Here is a 26,564-nt window from a genome sequence, read left to right on the forward strand (position 1 = left end):
CAAGCCTACGCAGGCTGAGGCAAATGCGCGTCCAAAAAGCCCTCAATCCGCTGCTTGTTAACCACACCCTCGATCGCCTCCACGGGCTGTCCTGCTCGAAACAGAATCAGGGCGGGCACGCCTTCTACCTTGTAGCGGGCGACCGCTTCGGGATTGGCATCGACTTCCATTTTGACAATTTTGAGGCGATCGCCATACTGACTGGCTACCGACTCCATCATTGGCGACATCAGGCGACAGGGCCCACACCAGGGGGCCCAAAAATACACCAGCACGGGCTGGTCGGTTTGCAGAACGGTCGTTTCAAACTCAGCGTCAGAAATGACCACCACACTGCTACTCATAAAATGTCTAATCAGCTTGCTAAAGTGTTTGGGTTGATTGCCGCAGGACAGGCACTTATCCATCGTGCCATACACCGGGTAGAACCCCCAGCAGCCGCGTAAAACTCACAAAACTCTGCCGAAGTTGTCGTTAAAAAGCGAGATGAGCCTGAAGAATACTCCCGCATCATCTCGCCTTAAATTTTGCCTTGGATTTTGCCTACAGCATCTCTGCTGACGCATTAACGCTGCATTTTGCTGAAAATCGCCCAACCCAGTCCGTTAAAGCTGGTCAAGCTGGGTTTTCAGTTGCTCTAGCTCGGCATCCACCGAAGCATCGGTTGTGGTGGTGCTGGGGGCAGACGCAGGCAGTTGGCTCTGAGCGGGCGACGCGCCGCCGATCAGTTGTGCCTTCATGGCTTCCAGTTCAGCATCCACGTCTGTACTCGACTCTAGCTGAGCAAACTGCATTTCCAGGTCGGTTCCGGCTAGCTCGGCAGCAGCCTGGGAGCGGGCTTCCATTTGCAGCACCTTTTCTTCCATCCGCTCAAATGCACCCATTGCGGTGCTGGTGCCCAGCTTGCCGACGGTGTTTTGCAGTTGCTCGTTGGCTTTGGCGGCGCTGGCCCGCGCCTTGAGCATGTCTTTTTTGGTTTTGGCTTCGGCGATCTTGCCTTCTAGGGCGATCAGGTTGCGCTTGAGCGTGTCAACCGTGGCGCTCTGCTGATCAAGCTGGGTCTTTAGCGCGGCTGAGGTGTCAAGCTGCACTTTCTTGCGGTTTAGCGCTTCGCGGGCAAGGCTTTCGTCGCCTTTTTGCAGCGCCAATTGGGCCCGCTGCTGCCAGTTGTTCGCTTCGGTCTGCGCCTGGTTGTATTGCTGCTGCATTCGCTTTTGGCTGGCGATCGCGCTGGCCACCGCCTGACGCATTTGGATCAGGTCTTCCTGCATGTCGATCAGCGCCTGATCCAGAATCTTTTCGGGGTCTTCGGCAGAGCTAACGGCGGCGTTGAGGTTGGCTCGCACCACCCGGCTTACACGATCAAACAGTCCCATGAGAATCTTTTCCCTTTGCGGCAGTTCCACCTTATTTTAGGCATTACTTCAGCACAGATGACAGGGTAAAACCTCGCCTGGGGGAAATCAGTAGGTATAAGAAATGCTTAAATTAAGAAATGCTTAAATTTGGTTTTCTTAAGTCTTCGGGTCAAAAGATTTAGTGCAATATCGGGATACGGCGTTTTTGCAGCTAGTGAGGCACACAGATGGTCAAGAAGCCCTTGCCCTGGGGGGGCTGCCTGCGCCTCACCTCACAAGAACCTCACCTCACAAGAAAATGCTGTATTAGCATGGTTGTAGACTCTGGATGGAGTCTGGTTATCTACTGGTTCAAGTCCGTTCATTTCGCTGCCGTTCATTTCGCTGCAAGGTCTGAACCGGGCGATTTTACTTTGCCCTCTTTAAGAATCGCGTCACTGAACTTCTCCACAAAATTTTCCATACGCTCATAGTGTGTAGGTGTGTAGAACCATATGTGTAGAACTTACGCCGTAGATGCCTCTGAGTCAGGTTCTTTAAGGCTCGACGAGCGAAGGCTCGACGAGCGATCGCCCCACGCTTTGGATCACCTTTTATCTGCGCTTCCAAACGCTGCCCTTCGATCTGGCGTGCTAGGTGTAGTGCTGGGTTCTATGGGGGCGATCGCCCTCGCCTTCGGTGCTGGTGTGGAAACTGCCGCGGCCTTCAGCTTCAACTCGCGCCAGTCTGCCTATGACCTCAGTTTCAGCCAGCCCGACTTTGCCGATGCGCTTGCGTCCTACCGCATTACCTACGAGACCGATGCTCAGCGTGGCAACCTGATTACACTCGATACTCAGCTAAAAACCAACGTCCAAAATTTTGTGGGTCTGCCATCGGGTAGCAATAGCATCGCCAGCGTTACTCAGTCTGGCAATGTGTTCACCCATTTCATCGTGTCGAGCGGCGGCCCAGGCAGCTTTGAGATTCGCTACGACACCCCCGTTGCGACGGCTCCCGGTGAGGGCTTTGACGAAAGCTGGCTGGTGCGCTCCTTTGACGGAGATGCCTGGGATCTGGAGTTTCTGGGCGGTGGCTCCAATACTGGGCTGATTCCGCCAGACTATGAACTGGCGATCGCCATTCCCGGCAACTGGTCAACCCAAGGCACCAACCCCGGTCAGCTAGAGTTTCGAGGCATCCAGCCGGGCTACACCATCCTGGACAATTTTTCTTATAATCCAGCCACCAACCTCACCACGTTTAAAGCGGTAAACAACAGTTGGGATGGCTCCTCACCCGACCTTAACTTTGTGTTGCATGGCGGAACGCCCCAGACCACACCAGAACCCGGCATACTCTTGGGGTTGGCAGCGCTCGGCGGAATGATTGTTCGTTGGCATCGCCCGCGCTTATCGCGCTAGCAACTGGTGACAGATCCGAGCCAAGTCGCCATATCTAAGCTGGCTAGATTCAGAATCCTGCGACTCAAGTTGTCTGAACTTCAAAAATTAAGTTAAATTTAGTTAAGATTCGTTCTCAGAAATAGAAGTTCCTCAACGCGACCTGGCTGTTCTGCTCGATAAGCCTTTCTAAGGGCTTTGCTGTTGGGTAGACGCTACTTCCCTTATAGTGTTGACTTATTTTTATAAGCGCTAGCTATAGGCGCTGGCTGACTGGTTCTCTTCAGCCTGCTGAGCCTCTCTCTGAGTCTTCGAGTCCTTGGCATCATCGAGTCTCAAGCCTTTGAGTCTTTAGTTCAAGTCTATTAGTTGCAGTTTTTAGAGGCACCTGGCGTTATGAAACTTTCCTGGAGAGTCATCCTCCTTTGGACATTGCCAGCCCTGGTGGTCGGCTTCTTCTTCTGGCAGGGTGCGTTTACCACCTCCCCGATGGATATGGGGCGAAACACCGCCAGCACCCGTATGACCTACGGCCGTTTCCTGGAATATCTGGATGCGGGCCGCGTGACCAGTGTGGATTTGTATGAGGGCGGTCGCACGGCCATTGTGGAAGCCGTTGATCCAGAGTTGGATAATCGCATTCAGCGGTTGCGGGTTGATTTGCCAGGAAATGCGCCAGAACTGGTTTCCAGGCTAAGAACCGACCATATTAGTTTTGACGTGCATCCGCCCCGCAACGATGCTGCAATTTGGGGACTGCTGGGCAATCTGCTGTTCCCCATCCTGCTAATTGGCGGATTGTTCCTGCTATTCCGCCGCTCTAGCAATGTGCCGGGTGGCCCTGGGCAGGCGATGAACTTTGGCAAGTCTCGCGCCCGCTTCATGATGGAAGCTAAGACCGGCGTGATGTTTGACGACGTAGCAGGCATCGAAGAAGCGAAGGAAGAACTGCAAGAAGTCGTTACCTTCCTGAAAAAGCCGGAGCGCTTTACTGCTGTCGGTGCCAAGATTCCCAAGGGCGTGCTGCTGGTGGGCCCGCCGGGAACCGGCAAAACGCTGCTGGCGAAGGCGATCGCCGGAGAGGCAGGCGTTCCCTTCTTCAGCATTTCTGGCTCAGAATTTGTGGAAATGTTCGTCGGCGTGGGTGCGTCTCGCGTCCGCGACCTGTTCAAAAAAGCCAAGGAAAACGCTCCTTGCATCATCTTCATTGATGAAATTGACGCTGTTGGCCGTCAGCGCGGCGCGGGCATCGGCGGCGGCAATGACGAGCGGGAGCAGACGTTGAACCAGCTACTCACCGAGATGGACGGCTTTGAGGGCAATACGGGCATCATTATCATCGCTGCTACGAACCGCCCCGACGTGCTAGATTCGGCGCTGCTGCGTCCCGGTCGCTTTGACCGACAGGTCGAGGTGTCGCCGCCAGATATCAAGGGTCGTCTGGAGGTGCTGCAAGTCCATGCTCGCAACAAGAAGCTGGCAAAGGAGGTGTCGCTGGAGGCGATCGCCCGCCGCACGCCCGGTTTCTCTGGTGCGGATCTGGCCAACCTGCTGAACGAAGCCGCCATCCTCACTGCTCGCCGTCGTAAGGACGAAATCACCATGCTGGAAATCGACGATGCGGTCGATCGCGTGGTGGCTGGCATGGAGGGCACACCCCTGGTCGATAGCAAGAGCAAGCGCCTGATTGCCTACCACGAAATTGGTCATGCCATCGTCGGTACGCTGGTGAAGGATCATGACCCGGTGCAGAAAGTGACGCTGATTCCTCGCGGTCAGGCCCAGGGCTTGACCTGGTTTACCCCTAGCGAAGACCAGGCGCTCATCTCCCGCTCACAAATCCTGGCCCGCATCATGGGTGCCCTGGGCGGACGCGCTGCGGAGCAGGTGATTTTTGGCGATGCTGAGGTCACCACCGGCGCAGGCAACGACCTGCAACAGGTGACGGGCATGGCGCGGCAAATGGTGACGCGCTTTGGCATGTCGGATTTGGGCCCGGTGTCGCTGGAGAGCCAGCAGGGTGAGGTGTTCCTGGGTCGCGACTGGATGACCCGATCGGAATATTCCGAAGAGATTGCGGCTCGGATTGATGCTCAGGTTCGCTCTATCGTGGAGCATTGCTACGAAGAAACCTGCCGCATTATTCGGGACAACCGCGTGGTGATCGATCGTCTCGTGGATCTGCTGATCGAGAAAGAAACAATCGATGGCGACGAGTTCCGCCGCATTGTGGCTGAGTATGTGGACGTGCCGGAGAAGGAGTCCTACGTGCCTCAGTTGTAGGGCGGTCTACAGGACGTTTTGAGGACGTTTTGAGGACGTTTTGAAATCTGCTTCAGTTCTTAAAAAGAGGGCTGCTGTGATGTCACAGCAGCTTTTTTGTAGGTATTGCTCCGAATCACTTGGGTGGCCGAAATTCCCTGACGACTCGGGGAATCAGGCAGGCGTGGCGACCTTCTGCGGCAGTTTTACCTCATCCTTGAGGGGGTTGCCCTGCTCAAAGTCGCTGATGCTAGTGATGGTGGTGGTGGTGATGTCGTTCAAGGCTTCGCGAGTGAAGAAGGCCTGGTGTGCCGTGACGACGACGTTCGGGAAGGACTGCAAAAGCTGGAAGGTGTCGTCTTGAATCACGGTGTCGGAGAGGTCTCGGAAAAATAGCTCCTCCTCTTCTTCGTAGACATCGATGCCTAGATAGCCGATTTTGCCCGATTTAATGCCTGCGATCGCCGCTTTGGTGTCAATCAGCTTGCCCCGGCTGGTGTTGATCAGCATGACACCATCTTTCATTTGGGCGATCGTGGTGGGGTTAATCAGGTGATGATTTTCAGGGGTTAGCGGGCAGTGCAGCGAGATGATGTCTGAGTGAGCCAGGAGTTCTGGCAAATCTACATAGCGGGCATCTTCCAACGCTTCAAACTTGGAGTTGGGGTAGGGGTCGTAGCCCAGCAGGTGGCAGCCGAAGCCGTGCATAATCTGGGCAAAAATCACGCCGATTTTGCCCGTACCCACTACGCCAACCGTTTTGCCGTGCAGATCAAAGCCCAGTAGCCCATTGAGCGAAAAATTGTCGTCGCGCACTCGGCTATAGGCCCGGTAGAGCTTGCGATTGAGCATTTGAATCAGCCCGGCCGCATGTTCCGCCACGGAGTAGGGAGAGTAAGCAACCACCCGCACGACTTTCATGTCCAACTCGGCGGCCACTTCCAAATCGACGTTGTTATATCCTGTGCAGCGCAAAGCGACGAGGCGGGTTCCTCCGTCTGCCAGGGAACGGAGGGTGTCAGCACTTACGTCATCGTTCACAAACACGCAGACGGCGGGAAAGCCAGCCGCGAGAAGCGCTGTTTTGGGTTCCAGACGGACATCAAAATAAACGAGTTCGTGAGGCGACCCGGCCGCCGCATTGGCAGCATCCAAAAACTTGCGATCGTAAGGCTCGGTACTAAAAACAGCAACCTTCATGCAGTTTCTCCCAAAAAGCTGAAGTTTATGCGAGATGCAGGCACGGTCAGTTTCTTAAATTTTGAAGCTTATGATATCGGCAAACCCGAAAACTCCGGGCTATTCTGCGATACATTGGCAGCTAGATGGGCTTGTGAAGCCAGAGGTTTGAACCCAGGTTTTAACTGAATGGCGAGTTCGATGTCAGGACTGCCATCAAGTCCTATGCAAGACATCATGTGCAAAGACATCGAAATATTAGAACCCAGAAATATTAGAACCCAGAAATATTAGAACCCGCTTTGCTCCGCAGACGTTAGCAGGAAACCCGTGACCATGCCGCAGATTGCCCCCTTTGGCTCTTGGAAATCGCCCATCACCTCAGACCTGATTGTGGCGGGAAGCTTGCGCTTGGGTGAGGTGCGGCTGGATGGTGGCGATGTTTACTGGAGTGAGGGGCGACCGACGGAGGGTGGGCGGAATGTGGTCGTGCGGCGATCGCTCTCGGATGCTTCGCAGCATTCCACGACTGATCTCACACCGATACCGTTTAACGTTCGCACTCGTGTTCATGAATATGGCGGCGGGGCATATATTGTGGATGACGGCACTGTATATTTCTCGAACTTCGCCGACCAGCGGCTGTATCGCACAAGGACTGACGAAGCGCCTCAGCCGATTACCCCTGAAGGTGCATTTCGCTATGCCGATGCCGTGTGCGATCGCGTGCGAAATCGGCTCATCTGCGTGCGCGAAGATCATTCCCAAAATGATCACGAACCCGTGAATACGATCGTGTCCGTTAGCCTTTCATCCTCAGATGGAGGGCTGGATGCAGGGACGGTGCTGGTGTCGGGCAGCGACTTCTATGCGTTTCCCCGGTTGAGTCCTGATGGGTCGCGGCTGTGCTGGATCGAGTGGAACCATCCGAATATGCCGTGGGACGGCACGACGCTGTGGGTGGCAACGGTCAACGCAGACGGCAGCCTGGGCGAGCCGCAGAAAATCATTGGTGGCGAAACAGAATCGATCTTTCAGCCGGAGTGGTCGCCGGATGGAGAACTGTACTTTGTCAGCGATCGCACCAACTGGTGGAACCTCTACCGCTGGAATTTTGCCACCGCCACACCAGAGCCGCTCTGCCCCAAAGCATCGGAATTTGGACTGCCGCTGTGGGTGTTTGGCATGACCACTTACGGCTTTGAGTCGGCAGAGTCGCTGATTTGCACCTACAGCGAGGATGGAATTTCCAAGCTGGCGCGGCTGCACACGCGCACGCTAAAACTCACCGAGATTCCCACGCCTTACACCAGCATCGGCGGCATTCGGGTTTTGGGTTCGTCGGTCGCGTTTGGCGCAGGTTCGCCGACGAAACCAGGGGCGATCGCCCATCTCGACCTATCTACGGGGCAAATCACAGAATTGCGCCACGCCAGTACGCTTGAAATCGATCCTGGCTATATTTCCATACCGCAGGCAATTGAATTTCCAACGACCCATGGCCTCACCGCCCACGGCTTTTTCTACCCGCCCCAAAATCAAGACTTTGCCGCGCCCGCAGGCGAAAAGCCGCCGCTTTTGGTGAAAATCCACGGCGGCCCCACCGCCGCCACCAGCGCCACCTTCAGCCCCAGCATTCAATACTGGACGAGCCGAGGCATTGCCATTTTGGACGTGAACTATGGCGGCAGCACGGGCTACGGGCGCGACTATCGCGAACGACTAAAGGGCAACTGGGGCATTGTGGACGTGGATGACTGTGTAAATGGTGCCAGGTATCTTGCCGAGCAAGGACTGGTGGATGGCGATCGCCTCTGCATCGACGGCGGCAGCGCGGGCGGCTGTACCACGCTGGCAGCGCTGGCGTTTCGCGACGTGTTCAAGGCGGGAGCCAGCCACTATGGCGTAAGCGATCTGGAAGCGCTGGCCAGAGACACTCACAAGTTTGAATCGCGCTATCTGGACGGGCTGATCGGCCCCTACCCTGCCCGCCGCGATTTGTATATCGAGCGATCGCCTATCCACGCCATCGATCGGCTCAACTGCCCGCTGATTTTCTTCCAGGGCGACGAAGACAAAATCGTGCCGCCCAACCAGGCAGAAATGATGGTCGATGCGCTGCGAGAAAAGGGGCTGCCCGTCGCCTATGTGCTGTTTCAGGGCGAACAGCACGGCTTCCGCAAAGCAGAGAACATTAAACGGGCGCTGGATGGTGAACTCTATTTCTATGCGCGGGTGTTTGGGTTTCCGCTGGCAGAGCAGATGGAACCCGTGGCGATCGCCAACCTCTGAGCTTGCAATTGAGCTTGCAATCAGTCTGCAAGATGATGCAAGAGGCAAGGTTGCATGAAAGCTTGCAGGCGGTGCTGCGTTCTATCAACTCTATTTCTATCAACTCTATAGGGAAACTTAAAACAACCTCGCGTGCATTCATGGAACTCAGACATTTAGGGCGGGCTTTTGATGGGGCAGTGGTATCAACTGCTTTCAGAATCTGTGTAATTTCACGAATGTCCCGTACCAAAAAGTTAAGAAAATGATGAACCTGTCTCTGTAAAGTCATCAAAAACCGCACACGAAATTCTCTTTAACTGTCCGGGTAGCCCGCTACTTTACTTGATCTTCACTTCAGATCCTCGAAATTTTACGAGCATTCCTGGGCATCTACCTTAAAAATAAGCTTAGAGCGTTTACACAGGGTAACCCTATGAAGGCAGTCATCCTAGCTGGAGGATTGGGGACTCGCTTAAGCGAGGAAACCACCGTCAAGCCAAAGCCGATGGTGGAAATTGGTGGACAGCCAATCCTCTGGCACATCATGAAGATCTACTCTGCCCACGGCATTAATGACTTCATCATTTGTTGCGGCTACAAGGGTTACGTCATCAAAGAATACTTTGCAAATTACTTCCTGCGAATGTCGGATGTCACGTTTGACATGCGATTTAATCAGATGAATATCCACTCTGGCTATGCCGAACCCTGGCGCGTCACGTTGGTAGATACGGGTGACAACTCCATGACAGGGGGGCGTCTGCGTCGCGTTCGAGAGCATATTGGTAACGAAACCTTTTGCTTCACCTACGGCGACGGCGTGAGTGATGTCAACATTACCGAATTAGTGGAGTTCCACAGACAGCAATCGACGCTGGCAACGCTCACAGCAGTGCAGCCACAGGGACGTTTTGGGGCGATCGCCCTTGGCGAAGAGCAGACCAAAATCACCCAATTTCACGAAAAGCCTGTTGGCGACGGAGCCTGGATTAACGGTGGCTATTTTGTTTTGGAGCCAGAGGTCATCGACTACGTTGAGGATGACTCGACCGTGTGGGAACAGGAGCCACTGCAAAAGCTGGCGCATATGGGTCAACTCTCTGCCTACAAGCACGCAGGCTTCTGGCAGCCCATGGATACCCTCAAGGATAAGAACTACCTGGACGAACTTTGGAAAAAGGGGAAAGCCCCTTGGAAGACCTGGTAGGGGCGTTTTGGGTTGGGTTTCTGAATCCATACTGCTGAAAATTGACGCAACGCCTGAACCGTGTCGAACCCAGTTCGGTGTGTTCTGAAGCGACTAAGCGACTGATGGCTCATCCTGAGGACAAAAATTCATGTACGATTTTGCAATTATTGGCGGTGGCATCGTTGGTTTATCAACGGCAATGGCGCTGGGCCGCCGCTACCCAGATGCCAAGATTGTCCTTTTTGAAAAAGAGAGCCGCTGGGCCTTTCACCAGACAGGTAACAACAGCGGCGTGATTCACTCCGGGGTTTACTACAAGCCAGGCAGCTTCAAAGCAAAGTTTTGCCGCGACGGCTGCCAGTCGATGGTGGCGTTTTGTCGCGAACATGACATCCCTCACGAAGTTTGCGGCAAAGTAATTGTGGCAACCGAGGAACACGAGCTGCCGCTGCTGGAGAATCTCTATCAGCGGGGTCTGCAAAACGGCATCCAGGTTGCCCGGATTACAGCCGAGGAGGTGCGGGAAATTGAGCCGCATGTCAACTGTCTGGCTGGGGTGCGCGTGTTTTCGACGGGCATTGCTGACTATAAGCAGGTCTGCCAGAAATATGCAGAAATCGTGCGATCGCAAGGCGGTGAGTTATACCTCAACACCAAAGTAGAACGCATTGTCGATCGACCCAACAGCAAAGTGGTGGAAACCACGAACGGCACGTTTGAAGCGCGGCTGGTGGTGAACTGTGCTGGACTGCATAGCGATCGCGTCGCTAAGATGGGCGGCGTTGATCCCGAAGCGAAAATCGTGCCCTTCCGGGGTGAATATTACGAACTCACGCCCGAAAAGCGCTATCTGGTGAAAGGGCTGATTTATCCCGTGCCCAATCCTGACTTTCCCTTTTTGGGTGTTCACTTTACCCGCATGATCGACGGCAGCGTCCACGCTGGCCCCAACGCCGTCCTCAGCCTCAAGCGCGAGGGCTACAAAAAGACCGACTTTGACCTCAAGGACTTTGCTGAGGTGATGACCTATCCCGGCTTCTGGAAGCTGGCAGCTAAGCACGCTGACGAGGGCATCCAGGAAATCATCCGTTCGTTTAGCAAGGCTGCGTTTGTGCGGAGCTTGCAGCGGCTTATCCCTGAAGTGCAGTCTGAGGATCTGGTGCCGACCCATGCGGGCGTTCGGGCCCAAGCGTTGATGAACGATGGCAAGCTGGTGGACGACTTTTTGATTGTGAAGGGTCAGAACTCGATCCACGTCTGCAATGCGCCCTCTCCGGCGGCGACCTCCTCGCTGGAGATTGGCAAGGCCGTCACCGAGCAAATTGCCGAACAGTTTTTGCCTGCCACGTCCCCTGTGCAGGCGGTTTAAGGGCGATCGCCCCCTGCAAATTCCCCTTTTGTTCACACCTTCTCGTCCCTTCTGAGCAGCCCAAGCCAGTCCCGGAATGTCTGGCATATCAGCGTTTACAGTACACACAACACAGGAATCCACAGCATGAAAGTATTGGTCACTGGAACCGAAGGATATCTGGGCAGCCTTTTAGCACCGCTGTTGCTAGATCGCGGCTTTGACGTGATTGGCGTAGACACAGGTTTTTATAAAGTCGGCTGGCTCTATAACGGCACAGATAAGACTGCGAAAACCTTAAACAAAGATATCCGCCACATTACGCTAGAAGACCTGGAAGGTGTAGAAGCCGTGGTTCATATGGCGGAACTGTCCAACGACCCCACGGGCCAGCTTTCCCCCAACATTACCTACGACATCAACCACAAGGGGTCTGTCCGCTTGGCAGAACTGGCCAAGCAAGCAGGGGTGCGCCGTTTTGTGTACATGTCCTCTTGCAGCGTCTACGGGGTCGCCTCGGCGGACGTGGTGACGGAGGAGACTCCGGTCAATCCCCAAACGGCCTACGCCGAATGCAAAACGCTTGTGGAGCGCGATGTCCAGCCGATGGCAGATGACAACTTCTCGCCCACCTTCATGCGGAATGCAACCGCCTTTGGTGCGTCGCCCCGGATGCGGTTCGATATTGTGCTGAACAACCTGTCGGGTCTGGCCTGGACGACCAAAGAAATCAAAATGACCAGCGACGGTACGCCGTGGCGTCCGCTTGTTCATGCGCTCGATATTGCCAAATCCATCATTTGCGCCCTGGAAGCTCCGCGAGACCTTGTTCACAACCAGATTTTTAACGTGGGCGATACGGCGAACAACTACCAGGTCAAAGAAATTGCCGAGATCGTGGCAGAAACGTTCCCTGGCTGCACCCTCAGCTTCGGCGACAACGGCTCAGACAATCGCAGCTACCGCGTGTCGTTTGAAAAGATCAACACCCAACTTCCTGGCTTTAAGTGCGAGTGGGACGCGCGGCGCGGGGCTGAGCAACTGTACAAAGTGTTTAGCCAGATCGACATGACGAAAGAGGTATTCGAGGCTCGCGGCTTTACCCGCCTGAAGCAGCTTGAGTACCTGATTCGCACGCAGCAAATCGACAAGGATTTCTTCTGGAGCTAGTCATGATTTTTACCGAAACCAAACTCAAGGGCGCATTCATCATCGACCTGGACTATCGCGAAGATCATCGCGGCGCGTTTGCTCGCACTTTCTGTGCCAAGGAATTTGAGGCGCATGGGCTGAAGCCGACGGTGGCGCAGTGCAACTTGTCGTTTAACCACAAGGCGGGCACTTTGCGCGGAATGCATTATCAAATTCCTCCGGCTGCGGAAACCAAGCTGGTTCGCTGCACGCGGGGCGCGATCTATGACGTGATTATCGACATGCGGCCCGATTCACCGACCTATAGGCAGCATATCGGCGTGGAGTTGACGGCTGAGAACCGACGTGCCCTGTACATACCAGAAATGTTTGCCCACGGCTATCAAGCGCTGACGGATGGGGCGGAGGTGGTGTATCAGGTTGGGGAATTTTACACGCCTGGCTATGAGCGTGGTCTTCGCTACGATGACCCGGCCTTTGGCATTGAGTGGCCAATGGAGGTGACCGTTATTTCCGAGAAAGATGCCGCCTGGGCGCTATTTGAGAACGTTGCAGTAGGAGTATAGGAATGCTGTACATCATAGACACCGCATTAAAGGCTCGCCAGGAAGCGGGCAACCCGATTCGAGTGGCGATGATTGGCGCGGGCTTCATGGGTCGCGGCATCGCCAACCAGATTGTGAATTCTGTTCCGGGTATGGAACTGGTGGCGATTTTCAACCGCGGCGTAGAGGGTGCCGTTCGCGCCTATGGTGAGGCGGGTCTGGACAATATCCGCACGGTGAAGACGCTGGGTGAACTGGAAGATGCGATCGCCCAGGGCGTTCCCGCCGCGACGGACGACGCGATGCTGCTGTGTCGGGCTGAGAGCATCGATGCCATTATCGAGGTGACGGGCGCAATTGAGTTCGGCGCACAGGTGGTGCTAGAGGCGATCGCCCACAAAAAACATGTCGTGCTGATGAACGCTGAGCTGGATGCCACCATCGGCCCTATCCTCAAGGTCTATGCCGATCGCGCAGGGGTAGTACTGTCGGCCTGCGACGGCGACCAGCCCGGCGTGCAGATGAACCTCTACCGCTTCGTTAAGAGCATCGGCCTCACCCCCCTGCTCTGCGGCAACATCAAGGGGCTGCAAGACCCCTACCGCAACCCCACCACTCAGGAAGGCTTTGCCAAGCAGTGGGGACAAAAAGCCCACATGGTCACCAGCTTTGCCGACGGCACCAAGATTTCCTTTGAGCAGGCGATCGTCGCCAATGCCACGGGCATGACCATCGCCAAACGCGGCATGTATGGCTACGACTTTAACCGCAACGCCGACGCACTGATTGAGCAGTTCAACCTGAAATACACCGGGCATATCGACGATTGCACCAAGCTGTATGACGTGGATGAGCTAAAGTCTCTGGGTGGCATTGTGGATTACGTCGTGGGCGTGCGTCCGGGCCCCGGTGTGTTCGTCTTCGGGACTCATGACGACCCGAAGCAAAAGCATTATCTCAACCTGTACAAGCTTGGCGAAGGGCCGCTCTACAGTTTCTACACACCGTACCACCTCTGCCACTTTGAGGTGCCGCTGTCCGTTGCCCGCGTGGTGCTGTTCCAGGACGCGGTTCTCGCTCCTACAGCAGGGCCCAAAGTGGACGTGGTAGCGACTGCCAAGATTGACTTGAAAGCTGGCGAAACGCTGGACGGCATCGGCTACTACATGACCTACGGCCAGTGCGAAACGGCTGAAATCACGCAGGCACAGCGCCTACTGCCGATGGGCTTGGCGGAAGGCTGCCGCCTGAAGCGAGACATTCCTCGCGATCAGGTGCTGACCTACGATGATGTGGAAATTCCGGCGGGTCGCCTGTGCGACAAGCTGCGGGCCGAGCAAGATGCCTACTTTGCTCCGGCAAAGGTTCCGGCGCTGATTTAAGCTGATTTAAGTAGCAAGCTGTGACTAAACCGAGTGTCTTGCGGACTTGGAGGCTATTCTCCTGGAAAGCAAGACACTCGAGGTTTTTAGGCTCAATTTTCACGCTTACAGCATTTTTGGACAAGGTAAGCTACGCGCTGCCCTAACGAGGCAGTGGATTCTTGTCCATCCGCGTACCTCGCTATCTTCAAAAACGCCGTCTTGGATTTGTAACTGGCAGCCTGAGCGATTCGAGCGTTGCGATCTTGCTTTTAGAAAAGGACTGCTATATTAATGTTGCAATAATGATACTAATTCTTTTTTTAGATCGTAAGTCTTAGTCACTACGGCTTCTGGGTTGGTTTTTCTCTTTAGTTCGGCGATCGCCCCCCTTTGCTCCCCTGCTATTTCTCGCCTGCCATTTCTCCCCTGCTTTTACTGCCCGTCATCCTGTCCATCCCTGACAACGCACAGTTAGGTTCACCCTGAGGTCTGGTTGGATATGCTGTTTTCTTGTCCTGAAACGTCGTTTGCCCCCCGTCAGCCCAAACGACCCCAGCAAGCCCCTCGTCGGATTGTGCGGGCGATCGCCTTTGGGCTGGTGATGCTCTACACTGCCCCCGTTCTGGCGCAGACCGCCATTCCATCTAATGCCAGCGCCAATGTCCAGCCTGCCGCACCGATGCCGCCGGAGGGCCGCCCACTGCCGCCCAACTACGAGTCCGATTATGTCCTGGGTGCAGGCGATGCAGTGCAAATTGACATTTTCAACGTGCCCAACCTGAGCGGCGAAAATGCCCGCTACTCGGTGCTGGTAGACGGTTCGCTGAACCTGCCGTGGATTGGCAAAGTCAATGTGCGGGGACTGACGCTGCAAGAGGCATCAGATGCGATCGCCAGCCGCTATACCGAGTTTATTCGGGAGCCGATTGTGACGGTAACGCTGCTCACACCGCGCCCCATGCGAGTGGCGATCGTCGGCGAAGTGAACCGTCCTGGAGCCTATACAACCGGACAAAGCGTGGGAACCGGCCCAGCCGGACAGACCACGCTAGAAACCCGTGGCGAAGCCAGAGCGGGAGAACTTCGCACGGTTATTGAAGCGATTCAGACCGCAGGCGGCATTACGCAGCTTGCAGACGTGCGAAATGTGGAAGTTCGTCGCCCGCGCCTGAATGGCACTGAAGAGGTAATCCTGGTTGACCTGTGGGCGTTTTTGCAGTCTGGCAACTTGCAGCAAAACGTGACCCTGCGGGATGGGGATACGGTGATTGTGCCCACAGCAACGGCGCTGAACCCCGATGAAAGCCAGCGTTTGGCTGCTGCTAGCTTCTCTCCCGACACGATCAGCGTCAATGTGGTGGGTGAAGTCGTTCGGCCGGGCACGGTTTCTGTTAGCCCTAATACGTCTCTCAATCAGGCAATTTTGGCGGCAGGCGGGTTTGACGATGTTCGGGCTTCCAAGGGCAGAGTGACGCTAATCCGGCTAAATCCGGATGGAACCGTGGCTCGACGCGAAATTCCGGTAGATCTGTCGGCTAACCTGAACGACGAAACCAACCCCATTCTGCGAAGCAATGACATTGTGGTGGTTAGCCCTTCGGGTCGGGCCAGGGCAACCGATGTCCTGGGGGTAATTGGTGGGGCGGTTGGCGCAGTGCTGAACCCGATTGGCGCATTGTTCAATATTTTCCGCACGGTGGATGATATTAACCGCGATTAGGGCTGCCAGCGGGATAGCAGCCGGATCGAATATGCCTTTCGGTGAACTAGGAAACCCTCCGTTTCCTGCACAATGGCGGGGTTCGGAGGGTTTCTGAGGGTTTGCGTAGCATAGAGCGTGTTTTGTGGCTAAAGCATTTTGTGGCTAAAGCTAAGAAGCCTGCGGGGCAAGGATCACGGCTGCGATCGCTGCACCACCATCAGCAGCAAGTACACTGCCAGCAGGTAAAAAGCAGCCAGGATAGGAATCGTGAGCGGAATACCGAAGGAAGCCATGGCGAACCATTCCATTAAACATTACGGTTTACAGGAAAAATATAGGGAAAGGGTCGAAAGACCCATAAGCAAATCAAATCTAAGCAAAACAAGTCACTGCGCTGCCGCAAGTAAGTCTTGCATCCAGCCAGTGAGCCGTAACCAGGCCGACCGTAACCCAACCAGAAGCGACACCTGACCAAATACCACCGAGGGCGATCGCCCAAAAGCAATTGCCTCTGGTTTGGCAGACATCACTCGTCCCCGTCTAGAGTCGAATGCCGCAACCCACAAGCCTGATAAACTCCAGACCGCTCAGCGATGCATCCGGCTGATCCAACGAAACATCAAGAGCAAGCCGAAGCTAGCTCCTTGACCCAGATGGTCAATATCTGAATCAGAATCTAAATCTGAATCAGAATCTAAGACAAGACGCAGGTAGCGAATGCCTCGTGACCAGATCTGGAACAACATCTGTACAACAAATGCTGTCCCATTCACAGGATCACCAAGGTCATGTACCCTGAACCCAGCAGCACCGGAAGCGGCGACCAAAACTCTTGGCGAAAACAGAAGACCCGAAGATCTTCAGAAAGATCCGTGACTTAGCGTTCTCGTACCGGAGCTTTGAAGACAGCGATCGCCGCCTGCTGCACCAACCTTCCAAAAGCAACCTGCCAGATAGAGGTCGCCGGGTAGACACGCTCATAAGCTGCCAGGCAAGTAGCAGTCCCGGAGCCGCCCTTTAGGTGGCGCTTCTAGCAAAAACTTCCAGAGGAAGGTTCTCAAAATATTTAATTGTTGGATACCTTGTAGCTATAAGAATAACATATCAGTCGAGTTCATGAGAGAATGTTTACAAAACTGTAATAATCCTGAAAGGCTTATCAGTTCAGTGAACTCTGGCATTTCTATCAAGAATTTCATCCCACAGATGGGAGGGGGTAGCTTAGAATAAAGGCAAATATGTAAAATTTCGTAACTAAGTATATCGCTGCGTCTCCATGACCTCAGTCACCTCTCTCTTTGCACCTGTCGATGCCGATCTCTGTCAACTGACGGATAACTTGAAGCAACTGGTCGGTGCTCGCCATCCCATCCTCTACGCGGCGGCGGAGCACCTGTTTGGGGCGGGTGGAAAGCGTCTGAGGCCAGCGATTGTGCTGCTCATTTCCAGAGCCACCAGCATCCCCGACATCACGCCCCGGCATCGTCGCTTGGCTGAGATCACCGAAATGATCCACACCGCCAGCCTGGTTCACGACGATGTGGTGGATGAGGCGGAACTGCGGCGGGGTGTGCCGACGGTTCACAGCAGCTTTGGTAATCGGGTCGCGGTGCTGGCGGGTGACTTTCTGTTTGCACAGTCCTCGTGGTATCTGGCAAATTTGGACAACCTGGAAGTGGTGAAGCTGCTGTCGCAGGTGATTATGGATCTGGCTGAAGGCGAGATTCAGCAGGGGCTAAATCGCTTCGACACGGGAACCAGCCTGGAAGCCTATCTCGACAAGAGCTATTACAAAACTGCGTCCCTTATTGCCAACAGTGCGAAGGCGGCCGGCGTACTGAGCGATGCCTCGCCAGAAACCTGTCACCATCTGTATAGCTATGGTCGCCATATCGGTCTGGCCTTTCAAATCGTGGATGACCTGCTAGATTTTACGGGTTCTGCGGATGCCCTGGGCAAGCCTGCGGGTTCCGATTTGCGAAGCGGCAACCTGACCGCTCCAGCGCTCTATGCCCTTGAGGAAAAACCCTATCTGGAAGTGCTAATCGAGCGGGAATTTGCCCAAGAGGGCGATCTGGAGCAGGCGCTAGCGCTGATTGAAGATAGCCGAGGCTTAGAGCGATCGCGCGAGTTGGCCAGCCACCATGCTCAGCTTGCAGTTCAGCATATTGGCATTTTGCCCGCTTCAGAGTCCCGTCAGGCGTTGATTCAGTTGGCTGACTATGTGCTAAGCCGCAGCCATTGAGCGATCGCGCTTGGCGATCGCCAATCTACTGAGCTTTGGCTCATGGGGCGTTTGTGCGATGAAGCGCTGTGCAGATTAGTCGCTGTACCGCTCTTCTGCCCAGGGTTCCCCCCGGCGGTGATAGCCGTTTCTTTCCCAAAAGCCTAGTTCCTCATGGTCTAAAAATTCCAGCCCGTTGAGCCACTTCGCACTCTTCCAGGCGTAGAGATGGGGAACCACTAGCCGAACCGGCCCCCCGTGTGGGACAGGCAGAGGCTCGCCCGCCAGCGTGTGAGCCAGGAAGTTCTCTTCTCGCAAGAAGTCAGCTAGCTCCAGATTCGTGGTGTAGCCACCATAGCTGTGCTGCATGACGTGGGTAGCGCTGGGATTAAGATTGACCCGCTGCATCAGATCGGTCACCTTAACGCCTGTCCACTGGACATCCAGCTTTGACCAGGTGGTGACGCAGTGAAAATCAGCGGTGAATTCCGTCTGCGGCAAGCTCAAGAGGTCTGAATAAGTCAGCGTCAGCGGTTCGGCAAGCCCCCAAATCTTTAGCTCCCAAACATCACTGGGAATGTCAGGAGTTGCTCCGTAGGTCAGCACTGGGAAACCGCCGGCAAGATGTTGCCCAGGCGGAACGCGATCCCGTTGCTCTGGTGCGGGGGGCTTAAAAAACTTGCCTAGCATAGAGTCCGCTTAGGTGGGTTTTAGTTGGGTTATAGATTCACACCAATAGGGGCGATCGCCGCTTCCCAGATTAGTGTGCTGACAGCATGAATCATGCTCAAGAGCGCTAATGCGGGGGCATGACGATCTGCCACCATCAGCCTCGTTTTTACTCTTCTTCTTCGTCAGGTTGGGGATAGACAAAGCCTGTGGAGCGGCCAGTCAACACTGACTTGCCCAAAGACAGCGCACGCTGAGCTTGCAGAGCGGCCTTGCGCTTCCAAGTAGCTTTGCGCTGATCGCGCTTGGATTTGGAGGTTTTCTTCTTAGGAACTGCCATAGCTGCCGACGGTTCAGATTTTTACAACCTTTCTATGGTAATGCAAAAGCCCCTGAGTTGAGCAGGGCTGCGTGTAAATCGGTATTTTGAAAAGTTTGTTGATTCAAGAAGCTTGTGCTACATTAAAAGACTGCGGGCGATTAGCACAGTGGTAGCGCACTTCCTTCACACGGAAGGGGTCACTGGTTCGAATCCAGTATCGCCCATCCACCAGGAAACCCCTCTCCAGTTCGAGGATTTTTTTTCAAGCAGCATTTCTTACTATGGTTTTGAGCGGAGTCTTAGTTGTCATGCGAGGGTAGCCGCAGCCAGAGTGACATGCGATTGCTTCCCTCATACTCAACCCTTCTAAGGATCTAAAGAAGCCCTCTAACTCAATGCTGGCAACGGGTAGGATCACTTAAGTTTTTACCAAAGCTTCTCGAAATCATCCTGCTCTGATTGAAGGAAACGCAAAAACTCTTGGTTTTTTGAATCGGGCTGGTCTGGAAATAACGTGGTTGTCCAGCTTTGTCATGAGAAATCGCGCGAAATGTGCTGTGGCGGATAGTTCCCTGAATGTAGCGAGCGTTCCACGCTCGATCAAACCGCAGCAGCAGCTTGGCAGGGCGCTAATAGTCAAACCCCCAAGCGTCATCTAGCGCCGTTTGCACACCCTCTGGACTGGGCAAGGCATTGGTCTAGAAGGCGGCCCGCAGCGCTGGGGGAACCAGGGGCGTTTCCCAGGTTAAAACTTTGAGCGATTCAATTCGATCCAGACGATAGTTCCGCCAGTCGAACGGGCTGCTTGCCTTTGGGTGGTCCACTGGGTCGACAAGTGGCGCATTGGGCACGTTTCCCCGGGCACACAGGTAGGGAGCACGCTGATAGTAGTAAATGCACACGGGATACACCACTAGCGCGATCGAGGATGACTGCCCTGCGCTGCGATAGAGGATTTGGAGGGGCGGCACTGGAGTTTGTTGCCAGAGTGCCTGTAGCGGGTGCTGCCACTCATCCACGCGGTCGATTTTCTCCAGCGGCACGACATATTCCAAATGAATGAAAAAGCGCCGCTGACCGCTGATGGCGTGGGATAGATTGTCAGCGATCGCCACCAAATCTGGCTGAGTCAGAAAGTCAGACCGGAGGGACGAAGCGTGAGCGGTTTCCTCCCATAGCTCTACCGAAACTAGATGGCTAGGAAACTCGCTTACGCGGCGATAGCGTTGCCCGACCTGCCGCAGAAAGCCTTTTGCCAACCTCACCTGAGGGCGATCGCTCTGATTCACAGCACTCTTGAGGAAACAGTGGAGGTGCTACAGACAGAACCTTACCTTGAACTGGTCGCTGGCCCCCGGACGACTAGCACATCGCCAAACATCCCTGGCATTCTTCTCGCTGAGACATTAAGCCGCCGTTTTCCCTTCATGAACTTTGCATATTAATCCGGTTCTGAGTCCTTGACAGCGTAAACAGCAGAAGAAAGCGTGCCCCCCTTACGGTTTTTTCGGATAACTTCCGTAAACGCTGGTGTCTTTTCTGCCAAGTTCCTGCACCGGTGGCATTCAATCGACCGTTAAACAAATTGGGCAGCGAATCAAGATATCGGGGGCGCAGTGGGACAAATATGCAGTGGGACAAAGATAACGTCCCACAGGTGCTAAAGCAGCGTTGTGCCTACCTCAATGGGAAATTCTCAAGATGAGTCTTGCAAAACTGGGATGCACTCGTTCAATAGCTTGGATTTAAAAGCACTTTATCCGGATTTCTGATTCTTTTTAAGAAAGATTACTTAACAGACTTCAAGCCATAGGATTTGGGCACTGGCTTGATCAGAGTTGTTTCATAGATAGCCATCTGGCACATAGAGACCTTAATGCATAGTTAGTGGATTAAGAGTTAAACAGTTCAAGAACAATAGTTCGGAAGATAGGAGTAGAAGCAAAACAGAACTGAGGGCGATCGCCACCTGCTGCAATTGAGCTTCTATCAGTAGAGATACATACAGAAGCAAAATATCAGTCTTACTGCTAACAATACGAGGCCATTCATGACCTACAAAAAGCACGCACTGATCACCGGCATCACAGGACAAGACGGGTCATACCTAAGCGAGTTGCTACTCGAAAAAGGCTACGAAGTCCACGGCATCATCCGCCGCACCTCCACCTTCAACACCGACCGCATCGACCATATTTACGAAGATCCGCACAGCGAAAGCGCCCGCCTGTTTCTGCACTACGGCGACCTGACCGACGGCACCACCCTGCGGCGCATCCTCGAACAAGTGCAGCCCCACGAAATCTACAACCTAGGTGCCCAATCCCACGTGCGCGTCAGCTTCGATGCCCCCGAATACACCGCCGATGCCGTCGGCATGGGCACCCTGCGAATCCTGGAAGCCCTGCGCGACTACCAGCAGCGCACCGGCAACGAAGTGCGCTTCTACCAAGCTGGCTCCTCCGAAATGTACGGCAAAGTGCAAGCCGTGCCGCAAACCGAAACCACCCCCTTCTATCCCCGCAGCCCCTACGCCTGCGCCAAAGTCTACGCCCACTGGCAAACCGTCAACTACCGCGAATCCTACGGCTTATTTGCCTGCAACGGCATCCTGTTCAACCACGAATCCCCCCGCCGGGGCGAAACGTTTGTCACCCGCAAAATCACCCGCGCCGTCGCCCGCATCGTCGCCGGACAGCAACAGAAACTCTACATGGGCAACCTAGATGCCAAACGCGACTGGGGCTACGCCAAAGACTACGTGCAAGCCATGTGGCTGATGCTGCAACAAGAACAGCCCGACGATTACGTCGTCGCCACCGGCGAAACCCATGAAGTGCGGGAATTCCTCGAACTCGCCTTCGGCTACGTCAACCTCAACTGGCAAGACTACGTCGAGTTCGACGAACGCTACCTGCGCCCCGCCGAAGTTGACCTGCTGATTGGCGACCCCAGCAAAGCCAAAGCCAAACTCGGCTGGCAGCCCAGCGTCAGCTTCGAGCAGTTGGTCTACCTGATGGTGGAAGCCGACCTCAAAGCCCTGGGACTGATCCCGCTCAACGGCAACAGCGCCCAGCCCGCGCTCGATACGGCCACCATTCGGCAAACCGCAGGCAGCAGCACGTCGCTGTAAAGAAAGAAGAACGAAAAACGAAAAACGAAAAACGAAAACCCGCTCTTCCCTCTTCCTTCTTCGTTCTTCCTTCTTCCTTCTTCCCTCTTCCTTCTTCGTTCTTCCTTCTTCCCTCTTCCCTCTTCCCTCTTCCCTCTTCCCCCCATGCCCCTCTCCTTCTCCAACCAACGGATTCTCGTCACGGGCGGTGCCGGGTTCCTCGGCAAGCAAGTGGTTGACCAACTCATCAAAGCTGGAGCTGACCCCGCCAAGATTACGGTGCCCCGTTCTCGCGACTATGACCTGACTCAGATGGAGGCGTGCCGTCGCGCCGTTGACCAGCAGGACATTGTGATTCACCTGGCGGCTCATGTGGGCGGCATCGGGCTGAATCGCGAAAAGCCTGCGGAACTGTTCTACGACAACCTGATGATGGGGGCGCAACTGATTCATGCGGCGTATGAAGCGGGGGTCAAAAAGTTTACCTGCGTGGGCACGATTTGCGCCTATCCCAAGTTCACCCCGGTGCCGTTCAAAGAAGACGACCTGTGGAATGGCTATCCCGAAGAAACCAATGCCCCCTATGGCGTGGCCAAGAAGGCGCTGCTGGTGCAGCTTCAGGCGTATCGGCAGCAGTATGGCTTTGATGGCATCTATCTCCTGCCGGTGAATCTATATGGGCCAGAGGATAATTTTGACCCGCGCAGTTCTCATGTGATTCCGGCGTTGATTCGCAAGGTGCATGAGGCGCAGTTGCGGGGCGATAGGACGATTCCGGTGTGGGGCGATGGTTCGCCGACGCGGGAGTTTCTCTATTCCACTGATGCGGCGCGGGGCATTGTCATGGGGACGCAGTTCTATGAGGAGAGTGAGCCTGTGAATTTGGGCACTGGCTATGAAATCTCTATTAAGGACTTGATTACTCTGATTTGTGAGCTGATGGGCTATGACGGGGAACTGGTTTGGGAGACGGATAAGCCCAATGGGCAGCCCCGCAGGTGTCTCGATACGCAACGGGCGATGGATAAGTTTGGCTTTGTGGCGGAGGTGGAGTTTAGGGAGGGACTACGGAACACGATCCACTGGTATCGAAATCATGCCAGTAGAATTACAGGTTAACTGGATATAGGTTGATTAAGATTCGGTAAAGTTTAGCTTGAGGTCTGTAGCTTAAGGTCTGTATTGCTAGAACAGCCTAAAGCAGGCGCGAAAGATTGACACGGGAAGAATCCGACGTAATCGGAGTCTATCCAACGGGCACTGGATACTGTGATCCCTTTCAGGATATTTGCGTAATGTAAATTGTGTAAAAATAGCGGAGTCAGGTGAAACTTCGAGCTTTTTTCTGTAGAATTACGGAAGTATCTATCAAGCTATCTTTACAAGAGCAAGGTCATCTCCGCTGGTTTCATTCACTAGGGTTATCTATCCAGTTTCCTAATCTTGGGATCTTCCTGTATCTACCGCTTCATCTCTCTTGTAAACCGTTTCAGATGTTGTGCTAGCAAGGTTGTCGATCGTGCGATCGCCCTATTCAGAAAGCTTGAGATTTTTTGAGCGGTTTTGAACCTAAAGTAAAAGCGCCGCCAGCATTTACCTTATAAAGCATCTGCCCTATAAAGCATCTATCTCTACATCAAGCTTTGGCTGCTTTTTCAATGCCTGCCGCATCTGCCAGTCGTGAAGGGGCTTATATCAATTCTCGATTTTAGATTTGCGATTTTGGGATTGCCGGTCAAGCGTCTGTGGAGCTTCCAGTAATTTTATTCGCAGCGCTACGGGCGAAAGTTGATCATTGAGCATTAACCGGGTCTTGAACCTACAATGAGCGCTCCATCGCGCATGAAACTACATGAAGTCATGAGCAAGCGGCTCCTGCTTTTCCAGTAGCTCTACTGACTTATTTTCATTTACCGCTCTCTTTAGTCATCTACTACTCTCGCTCATCTACCACTCTACTGAGAGTTATCAGATAGGGAAAGCTTTGTCATTTCATTTTGATAGGCCCATCTAGCTTTGGTTGAATGCAAAGCGCCTTTTAAGCGCCCAATCGGATCAGGGAATTACTGCAACTGGATAGTGAGCATCTCCACATCAATTCACGAAGTTCAGTCTATCCTGAAGTGTTAAATTATGATGTCCCCAATAAAGCCTCCGACACAGAATGTGATTGGGTTTCCAGTTACATCTCTTAGCTTTCATGAACAGATAGATTGGATGCTGGAATGGGCCTCGCAGCGCTTGAGTAAGACTGTCTGCGTTGCCAATGTGCATATGCTAATGGAAGCAACTTGGAACAAAGAGTTTGGCGCTATTTTGTCGGGCAGCGATATGGTAACGCCAGATGGAATGCCGCTCGTTTGGTTGATGAGCTGGATGGGGCGCTATCGGCAAGACAGAGTGGCTGGCATGGATATTATCTTGAGGCTTTGTGAGCGATCGCCCTCTCGAAACGTCAGCATCTTTTTCCTGGGTTCTGACGAAAACACCTTGCAAAAAATGTGCCAACGGCTGCGCCACGAATTTCCAAATCTGGAGATTGCAGGCATGGAGCCGTTACCCTTTCGCCCGCTTACTCCTCAGGAAGATGAAAACATTACGCGACTAATCAACGAGAGCGGTGCAGGGATCGTGATGGTGTCGTTGGGCTGCCCAAAACAGGAGCAATGGATCAGCAATCATAAGGACAAAGTGAACGCCGTGATGATTGGGCTGGGCGGGGCATTTCCTGTCTATGCAGGGGTGCAAAAGTGGGCACCGGAAATAGTTAGGCGATCGGGCTTTGAGTGGCTCTATCGCTTGATTCAAGAGCCAGGACGATTGTGGAAACGTTATGCAAGGACAATTCCGCCATTTGCAGTTTTAGCACTGTTGCAAGTTGTGAGTACGCTGAGTCGTGAGGACATGAGCCTGCAAACCCGCAGCAGATAGCTAGGAGGATTTGTCAGACGCTATCAGCCAACGGTTCGGTGCAGCAGGTGCAGCAGCAGTTGTCGCAACCTTTAGCCTGGCCCAAGAATCCAGCCCAAGCGGTTTCAGGTAGCCAGATGGTTATGACACGCTGCGACGAACCGGGCCGCTACCTCCGGCCGCGCTCCCCAGTGGACATGCAGATAAGAGGCGTGCAGGGTGGGCGACTGCCAGCCTTCGAGAACGGCAGGGCTTTGGGGGGCGTAGGGTCGCAGGTGATAGAGCGGGTTTTCGGATGAGTGAGTCAGGTGTGATCGGTGAAACTCGTGCCCCCAAAGCGTTTCGCCTTGGCGATAGAGAAAGGTGTTTTGCTGGGCGATCGCCCGTCGATAGCCCAGTGTCAGTTGTTTGCCCATGACCGCTGCTGTCGGCAAAACGCCCGCCGTCTCCCAAGCGTTTCCGTCAAAATCCACAATGCTCTGGCTCAGATACATTAGCCCGCCGCACTCTGCATAGGTTGTCAGCCCTGACTGAATTGCGGCCCTCACTGCTGCCAGCGCCGCTGCGTTTGCTGCCAATTCTGCGGCAAACACCTCCGGGAACCCGCCACCGAAGTACAGCCCACCTACGCCCTCTGGCAAGGCGGTATCTTGCAGTGGACTCCAAAACACCAGTTCAGCGCCCAACTGCTCCAGCAGTTCCAGGTTATCGGCATAGTAGAAGCTGAAAGCGCGATCGCGGGCGACGGCCAGCCGGGTTTTAGATTTTGGATTTTGGATTTTGGCATCGACGGCGGGGCATTGGCCAGGGCGGCGTTTTGTCTGGCTGGTTTTGAGTAGGGGGCGTAGTTGGTTCCAGTCGAAGCTGGTTTCTGCTAAGGATGCGAGGCGATCGCACAATTTTTCCCAACGCTGGCAGTTCGTCTGTGGGCACGAGTCCCCAAGTGGCGACCGGGGAGGGGTGATTTCGTCTTGGCGACGCAGCACGCCGAGGATGGGCAAGCCCAGCGGCTCCAGTGCCTCTTTGAGCAGGGTGAGATGGCGATCGCTGCCCACCCGATTTAGCACCACGCCTGCTATGTGCAAACGCAGGTCAAAGCTGCGATATCCGTGGGCGATCGCCGCTACGGAGCGCGACATGCGGGCACAATCCAGCACCAGCAGCACGGGCAGGTTCAGCAGCCGCGCCATTTGGGCCGTGCTGGCTACGTCTTCGCGGCCGCTGACCCCATCGAATAGCCCCATCACCCCTTCGATCAGGGCAAATTCTGCGTCCTGACTTGCAGCGGCAAAGCACTGCTGCACATAGGTTTCGGAGGTCAGCAGCGGATCGAGATTGCGGCAAGCGCGACCGGTAATAAACTGATGAAACATGGGGTCGATGTAATCTGGCCCCACTTTGAACGACTGGACGCGATCGCCCCACCGGGTCAACGCCGCTAGCAGTGCCATCGTCACCGTGGTCTTGCCTACGCCGCTGCGTTCTCCCGCCACCACTAGCGCCATTGTTACATCCCAGCTACGTCACTATAGCGTCATTTTAGCGTTCGGTAGATGGGATGGCGGGCGTGCG

The 26,564-nt window shown here is 54.5% G+C and carries 21 protein-coding genes and 1 tRNA gene; 14 read left to right on the plus strand and 8 right to left on the minus strand.

Translation table 11 applies throughout. The features are described 5' to 3' along the window. Window positions 1-5: 5 nt before the first annotated feature. Window positions 6-407: a thioredoxin gene (gene trxA / locus O77CONTIG1_RS06385; RefSeq protein WP_286132572.1), complete on the minus strand. Its 402-nt coding sequence runs from the start codon at window positions 405-407 to the stop codon at window positions 6-8. A 198-nt stretch (window positions 408-605) separates the two neighbouring features. Beyond that, entirely contained in the window at window positions 606-1,376 is a 771-nt protein-coding gene (locus O77CONTIG1_RS06390; RefSeq protein WP_068516133.1) for a PspA/IM30 family protein, read from the minus strand. A 476-nt stretch (window positions 1,377-1,852) separates the two neighbouring features. Between O77CONTIG1_RS06390 and O77CONTIG1_RS06395 the strand changes: the two genes are divergently transcribed. Next, a complete protein-coding gene (locus tag O77CONTIG1_RS06395; RefSeq protein WP_156434989.1) occupies window positions 1,853-2,761 on the plus strand; it encodes a hypothetical protein in 909 nt (302 codons plus the stop codon). 375 nt (window positions 2,762-3,136) lie between these two features. Continuing rightward, window positions 3,137-5,023 (plus strand): ATP-dependent zinc metalloprotease FtsH2, encoded by a 1,887-nt coding sequence (gene ftsH2, locus O77CONTIG1_RS06400; RefSeq protein WP_068509007.1) that lies wholly within the window; start codon window positions 3,137-3,139, stop codon window positions 5,021-5,023. A 153-nt stretch (window positions 5,024-5,176) separates the two neighbouring features. Here ftsH2 and O77CONTIG1_RS06405 read toward each other — a convergent pair whose 3' ends face one another. Next, window positions 5,177-6,202 carry a 2-hydroxyacid dehydrogenase gene (locus O77CONTIG1_RS06405; RefSeq protein WP_068509009.1) on the minus strand — a complete coding sequence of 342 codons (1,026 nt, stop codon included), beginning with the start codon at window positions 6,200-6,202 and terminating at the stop codon, window positions 5,177-5,179. 315 nt (window positions 6,203-6,517) lie between these two features. On the opposite strand from O77CONTIG1_RS06405, the gene O77CONTIG1_RS06410 reads away from it, so the two are divergent. The 7 genes from O77CONTIG1_RS06410 to O77CONTIG1_RS06440 all read left to right on the plus strand — a co-directional run bounded on the left by O77CONTIG1_RS06410 (window position 6,518) and on the right by O77CONTIG1_RS06440 (window position 15,773). Continuing rightward, a complete protein-coding gene (locus O77CONTIG1_RS06410; protein ID WP_068509011.1) occupies window positions 6,518-8,473 on the plus strand; it encodes a S9 family peptidase in 1,956 nt (651 codons plus the stop codon). 415 nt (window positions 8,474-8,888) lie between these two features. Next, the gene (rfbF, locus tag O77CONTIG1_RS06415) at window positions 8,889-9,662 is read left to right on the plus strand and encodes a glucose-1-phosphate cytidylyltransferase (protein WP_068509012.1); all 774 of its coding nucleotides are present in this window, start codon (window positions 8,889-8,891) and stop codon (window positions 9,660-9,662) included. Window positions 9,663-9,792: 130 nt separating this feature from the next. After that, on the plus strand, window positions 9,793-11,013 hold the full coding sequence (gene lhgO, locus O77CONTIG1_RS06420; RefSeq protein WP_068509014.1) for an L-2-hydroxyglutarate oxidase: 1,221 nt from the start codon (window positions 9,793-9,795) through the stop codon (window positions 11,011-11,013). A 126-nt stretch (window positions 11,014-11,139) separates the two neighbouring features. After that, window positions 11,140-12,162, plus strand: coding sequence for an NAD-dependent epimerase/dehydratase family protein (locus O77CONTIG1_RS06425; protein ID WP_068509015.1), 1,023 nt, complete (start codon window positions 11,140-11,142; stop codon window positions 12,160-12,162). Between the two features lie 2 nt (window positions 12,163-12,164). Continuing rightward, window positions 12,165-12,710, plus strand: a complete 546-nt coding sequence (gene rfbC, locus O77CONTIG1_RS06430; RefSeq protein ID WP_068509017.1) for a dTDP-4-dehydrorhamnose 3,5-epimerase — start codon at window positions 12,165-12,167, stop codon at window positions 12,708-12,710. 2 nt (window positions 12,711-12,712) lie between these two features. Beyond that, window positions 12,713-14,071, plus strand: coding sequence for an NAD(P)H-dependent oxidoreductase (locus tag O77CONTIG1_RS06435; protein WP_286132573.1), 1,359 nt, complete (start codon window positions 12,713-12,715; stop codon window positions 14,069-14,071). A gap of 481 nt (window positions 14,072-14,552) precedes the next feature. After that, window positions 14,553-15,773 carry a polysaccharide biosynthesis/export family protein gene (locus O77CONTIG1_RS06440; protein WP_068509019.1) on the plus strand — a complete coding sequence of 407 codons (1,221 nt, stop codon included), beginning with the start codon at window positions 14,553-14,555 and terminating at the stop codon, window positions 15,771-15,773. Window positions 15,774-16,141: 368 nt separating this feature from the next. Here O77CONTIG1_RS06440 and O77CONTIG1_RS24240 read toward each other — a convergent pair whose 3' ends face one another. Continuing rightward, window positions 16,142-16,282 carry a hypothetical protein gene (locus O77CONTIG1_RS24240; protein WP_156434991.1) on the minus strand — a complete coding sequence of 47 codons (141 nt, stop codon included), beginning with the start codon at window positions 16,280-16,282 and terminating at the stop codon, window positions 16,142-16,144. Between the two features lie 749 nt (window positions 16,283-17,031). Between O77CONTIG1_RS24240 and sds the strand changes: the two genes are divergently transcribed. Next, on the plus strand, window positions 17,032-18,000 hold the full coding sequence (sds, locus tag O77CONTIG1_RS06445; protein ID WP_068509022.1) for a solanesyl diphosphate synthase: 969 nt from the start codon (window positions 17,032-17,034) through the stop codon (window positions 17,998-18,000). Between the two features lie 75 nt (window positions 18,001-18,075). Here sds and O77CONTIG1_RS06450 read toward each other — a convergent pair whose 3' ends face one another. Together O77CONTIG1_RS06450 and rpmF are read right to left on the minus strand one after the other, a co-directional pair. Beyond that, a complete protein-coding gene (locus O77CONTIG1_RS06450) occupies window positions 18,076-18,669 on the minus strand; it encodes a sulfite oxidase-like oxidoreductase (RefSeq protein ID WP_068509024.1) in 594 nt (197 codons plus the stop codon). Window positions 18,670-18,817: 148 nt separating this feature from the next. Then, entirely contained in the window at window positions 18,818-18,988 is a 171-nt protein-coding gene (rpmF, locus tag O77CONTIG1_RS06455; RefSeq protein WP_068509026.1) for a 50S ribosomal protein L32, read from the minus strand. A gap of 134 nt (window positions 18,989-19,122) precedes the next feature. Here rpmF and O77CONTIG1_RS06460 point away from each other — a divergent pair. Beyond that, a tRNA-Val gene (locus O77CONTIG1_RS06460) sits at window positions 19,123-19,194 on the plus strand. Window positions 19,195-19,668: 474 nt separating this feature from the next. Here O77CONTIG1_RS06460 and O77CONTIG1_RS06465 read toward each other — a convergent pair. After that, complete coding sequence (locus O77CONTIG1_RS06465) at window positions 19,669-20,259, minus strand: TIGR03985 family CRISPR-associated protein (RefSeq protein ID WP_068509028.1); 591 nt, start codon at window positions 20,257-20,259, stop codon at window positions 19,669-19,671. 761 nt (window positions 20,260-21,020) lie between these two features. Between O77CONTIG1_RS06465 and gmd the strand changes: the two genes are divergently transcribed. The 3 genes from gmd (at window position 21,021) to O77CONTIG1_RS06480 (ending at window position 25,013) form a co-directional block, all read left to right on the plus strand. Next, the gene (gene gmd / locus O77CONTIG1_RS06470) at window positions 21,021-22,103 is read left to right on the plus strand and encodes a GDP-mannose 4,6-dehydratase (protein WP_068509030.1); all 1,083 of its coding nucleotides are present in this window, start codon (window positions 21,021-21,023) and stop codon (window positions 22,101-22,103) included. Window positions 22,104-22,247: 144 nt separating this feature from the next. Beyond that, entirely contained in the window at window positions 22,248-23,201 is a 954-nt protein-coding gene (locus O77CONTIG1_RS06475) for a GDP-L-fucose synthase family protein (RefSeq protein ID WP_068509032.1), read from the plus strand. 1,122 nt (window positions 23,202-24,323) lie between these two features. Further along, window positions 24,324-25,013, plus strand: a complete 690-nt coding sequence (locus tag O77CONTIG1_RS06480; RefSeq protein WP_286132574.1) for a WecB/TagA/CpsF family glycosyltransferase — start codon at window positions 24,324-24,326, stop codon at window positions 25,011-25,013. A 104-nt stretch (window positions 25,014-25,117) separates the two neighbouring features. On the opposite strand, the gene O77CONTIG1_RS06485 is transcribed toward O77CONTIG1_RS06480, so the two are convergent. After that, a complete protein-coding gene (locus tag O77CONTIG1_RS06485) occupies window positions 25,118-26,497 on the minus strand; it encodes a cobyrinate a,c-diamide synthase (RefSeq protein WP_068509036.1) in 1,380 nt (459 codons plus the stop codon). Window positions 26,498-26,564 lie beyond the last annotated feature (67 nt).

The organism is Leptolyngbya sp. O-77 (assembly GCF_001548395.1).
In the GTDB taxonomy this organism is placed as follows: Bacteria; Cyanobacteriota; Cyanobacteriia; order Elainellales; family Elainellaceae; genus Thermoleptolyngbya.

What these genes read in the sequence shown, in the direction of transcription:
- trxA (WP_286132572.1), bottom strand. Translation starts at nt 407, where the DNA reads ATGGATAAGTGCCTGTCCTGCGGCAATCAACCCAAACACTTTAGCAAG.
- O77CONTIG1_RS06390 (WP_068516133.1), bottom strand. Translation starts at nt 1,376, where the DNA reads ATGGGACTGTTTGATCGTGTAAGCCGGGTGGTGCGAGCCAACCTCAAC.
- O77CONTIG1_RS06395 (WP_156434989.1), top strand. Translation starts at nt 1,853, where the DNA reads ATGTGTAGAACTTACGCCGTAGATGCCTCTGAGTCAGGTTCTTTAAGG.
- ftsH2 (WP_068509007.1), top strand. Translation starts at nt 3,137, where the DNA reads ATGAAACTTTCCTGGAGAGTCATCCTCCTTTGGACATTGCCAGCCCTG.
- O77CONTIG1_RS06405 (WP_068509009.1), bottom strand. Translation starts at nt 6,202, where the DNA reads ATGAAGGTTGCTGTTTTTAGTACCGAGCCTTACGATCGCAAGTTTTTG.
- O77CONTIG1_RS06410 (WP_068509011.1), top strand. Translation starts at nt 6,518, where the DNA reads ATGCCGCAGATTGCCCCCTTTGGCTCTTGGAAATCGCCCATCACCTCA.
- rfbF (WP_068509012.1), top strand. Translation starts at nt 8,889, where the DNA reads ATGAAGGCAGTCATCCTAGCTGGAGGATTGGGGACTCGCTTAAGCGAG.
- lhgO (WP_068509014.1), top strand. Translation starts at nt 9,793, where the DNA reads ATGTACGATTTTGCAATTATTGGCGGTGGCATCGTTGGTTTATCAACG.
- O77CONTIG1_RS06425 (WP_068509015.1), top strand. Translation starts at nt 11,140, where the DNA reads ATGAAAGTATTGGTCACTGGAACCGAAGGATATCTGGGCAGCCTTTTA.
- rfbC (WP_068509017.1), top strand. Translation starts at nt 12,165, where the DNA reads ATGATTTTTACCGAAACCAAACTCAAGGGCGCATTCATCATCGACCTG.
- O77CONTIG1_RS06435 (WP_286132573.1), top strand. Translation starts at nt 12,713, where the DNA reads ATGCTGTACATCATAGACACCGCATTAAAGGCTCGCCAGGAAGCGGGC.
- O77CONTIG1_RS06440 (WP_068509019.1), top strand. Translation starts at nt 14,553, where the DNA reads ATGCTGTTTTCTTGTCCTGAAACGTCGTTTGCCCCCCGTCAGCCCAAA.
- O77CONTIG1_RS24240 (WP_156434991.1), bottom strand. Translation starts at nt 16,282, where the DNA reads ATGTCTGCCAAACCAGAGGCAATTGCTTTTGGGCGATCGCCCTCGGTG.
- sds (WP_068509022.1), top strand. Translation starts at nt 17,032, where the DNA reads ATGACCTCAGTCACCTCTCTCTTTGCACCTGTCGATGCCGATCTCTGT.
- O77CONTIG1_RS06450 (WP_068509024.1), bottom strand. Translation starts at nt 18,669, where the DNA reads ATGCTAGGCAAGTTTTTTAAGCCCCCCGCACCAGAGCAACGGGATCGC.
- rpmF (WP_068509026.1), bottom strand. Translation starts at nt 18,988, where the DNA reads ATGGCAGTTCCTAAGAAGAAAACCTCCAAATCCAAGCGCGATCAGCGC.
- gmd (WP_068509030.1), top strand. Translation starts at nt 21,021, where the DNA reads ATGACCTACAAAAAGCACGCACTGATCACCGGCATCACAGGACAAGAC.
- O77CONTIG1_RS06475 (WP_068509032.1), top strand. Translation starts at nt 22,248, where the DNA reads ATGCCCCTCTCCTTCTCCAACCAACGGATTCTCGTCACGGGCGGTGCC.
- O77CONTIG1_RS06485 (WP_068509036.1), bottom strand. Translation starts at nt 26,497, where the DNA reads ATGGCGCTAGTGGTGGCGGGAGAACGCAGCGGCGTAGGCAAGACCACG.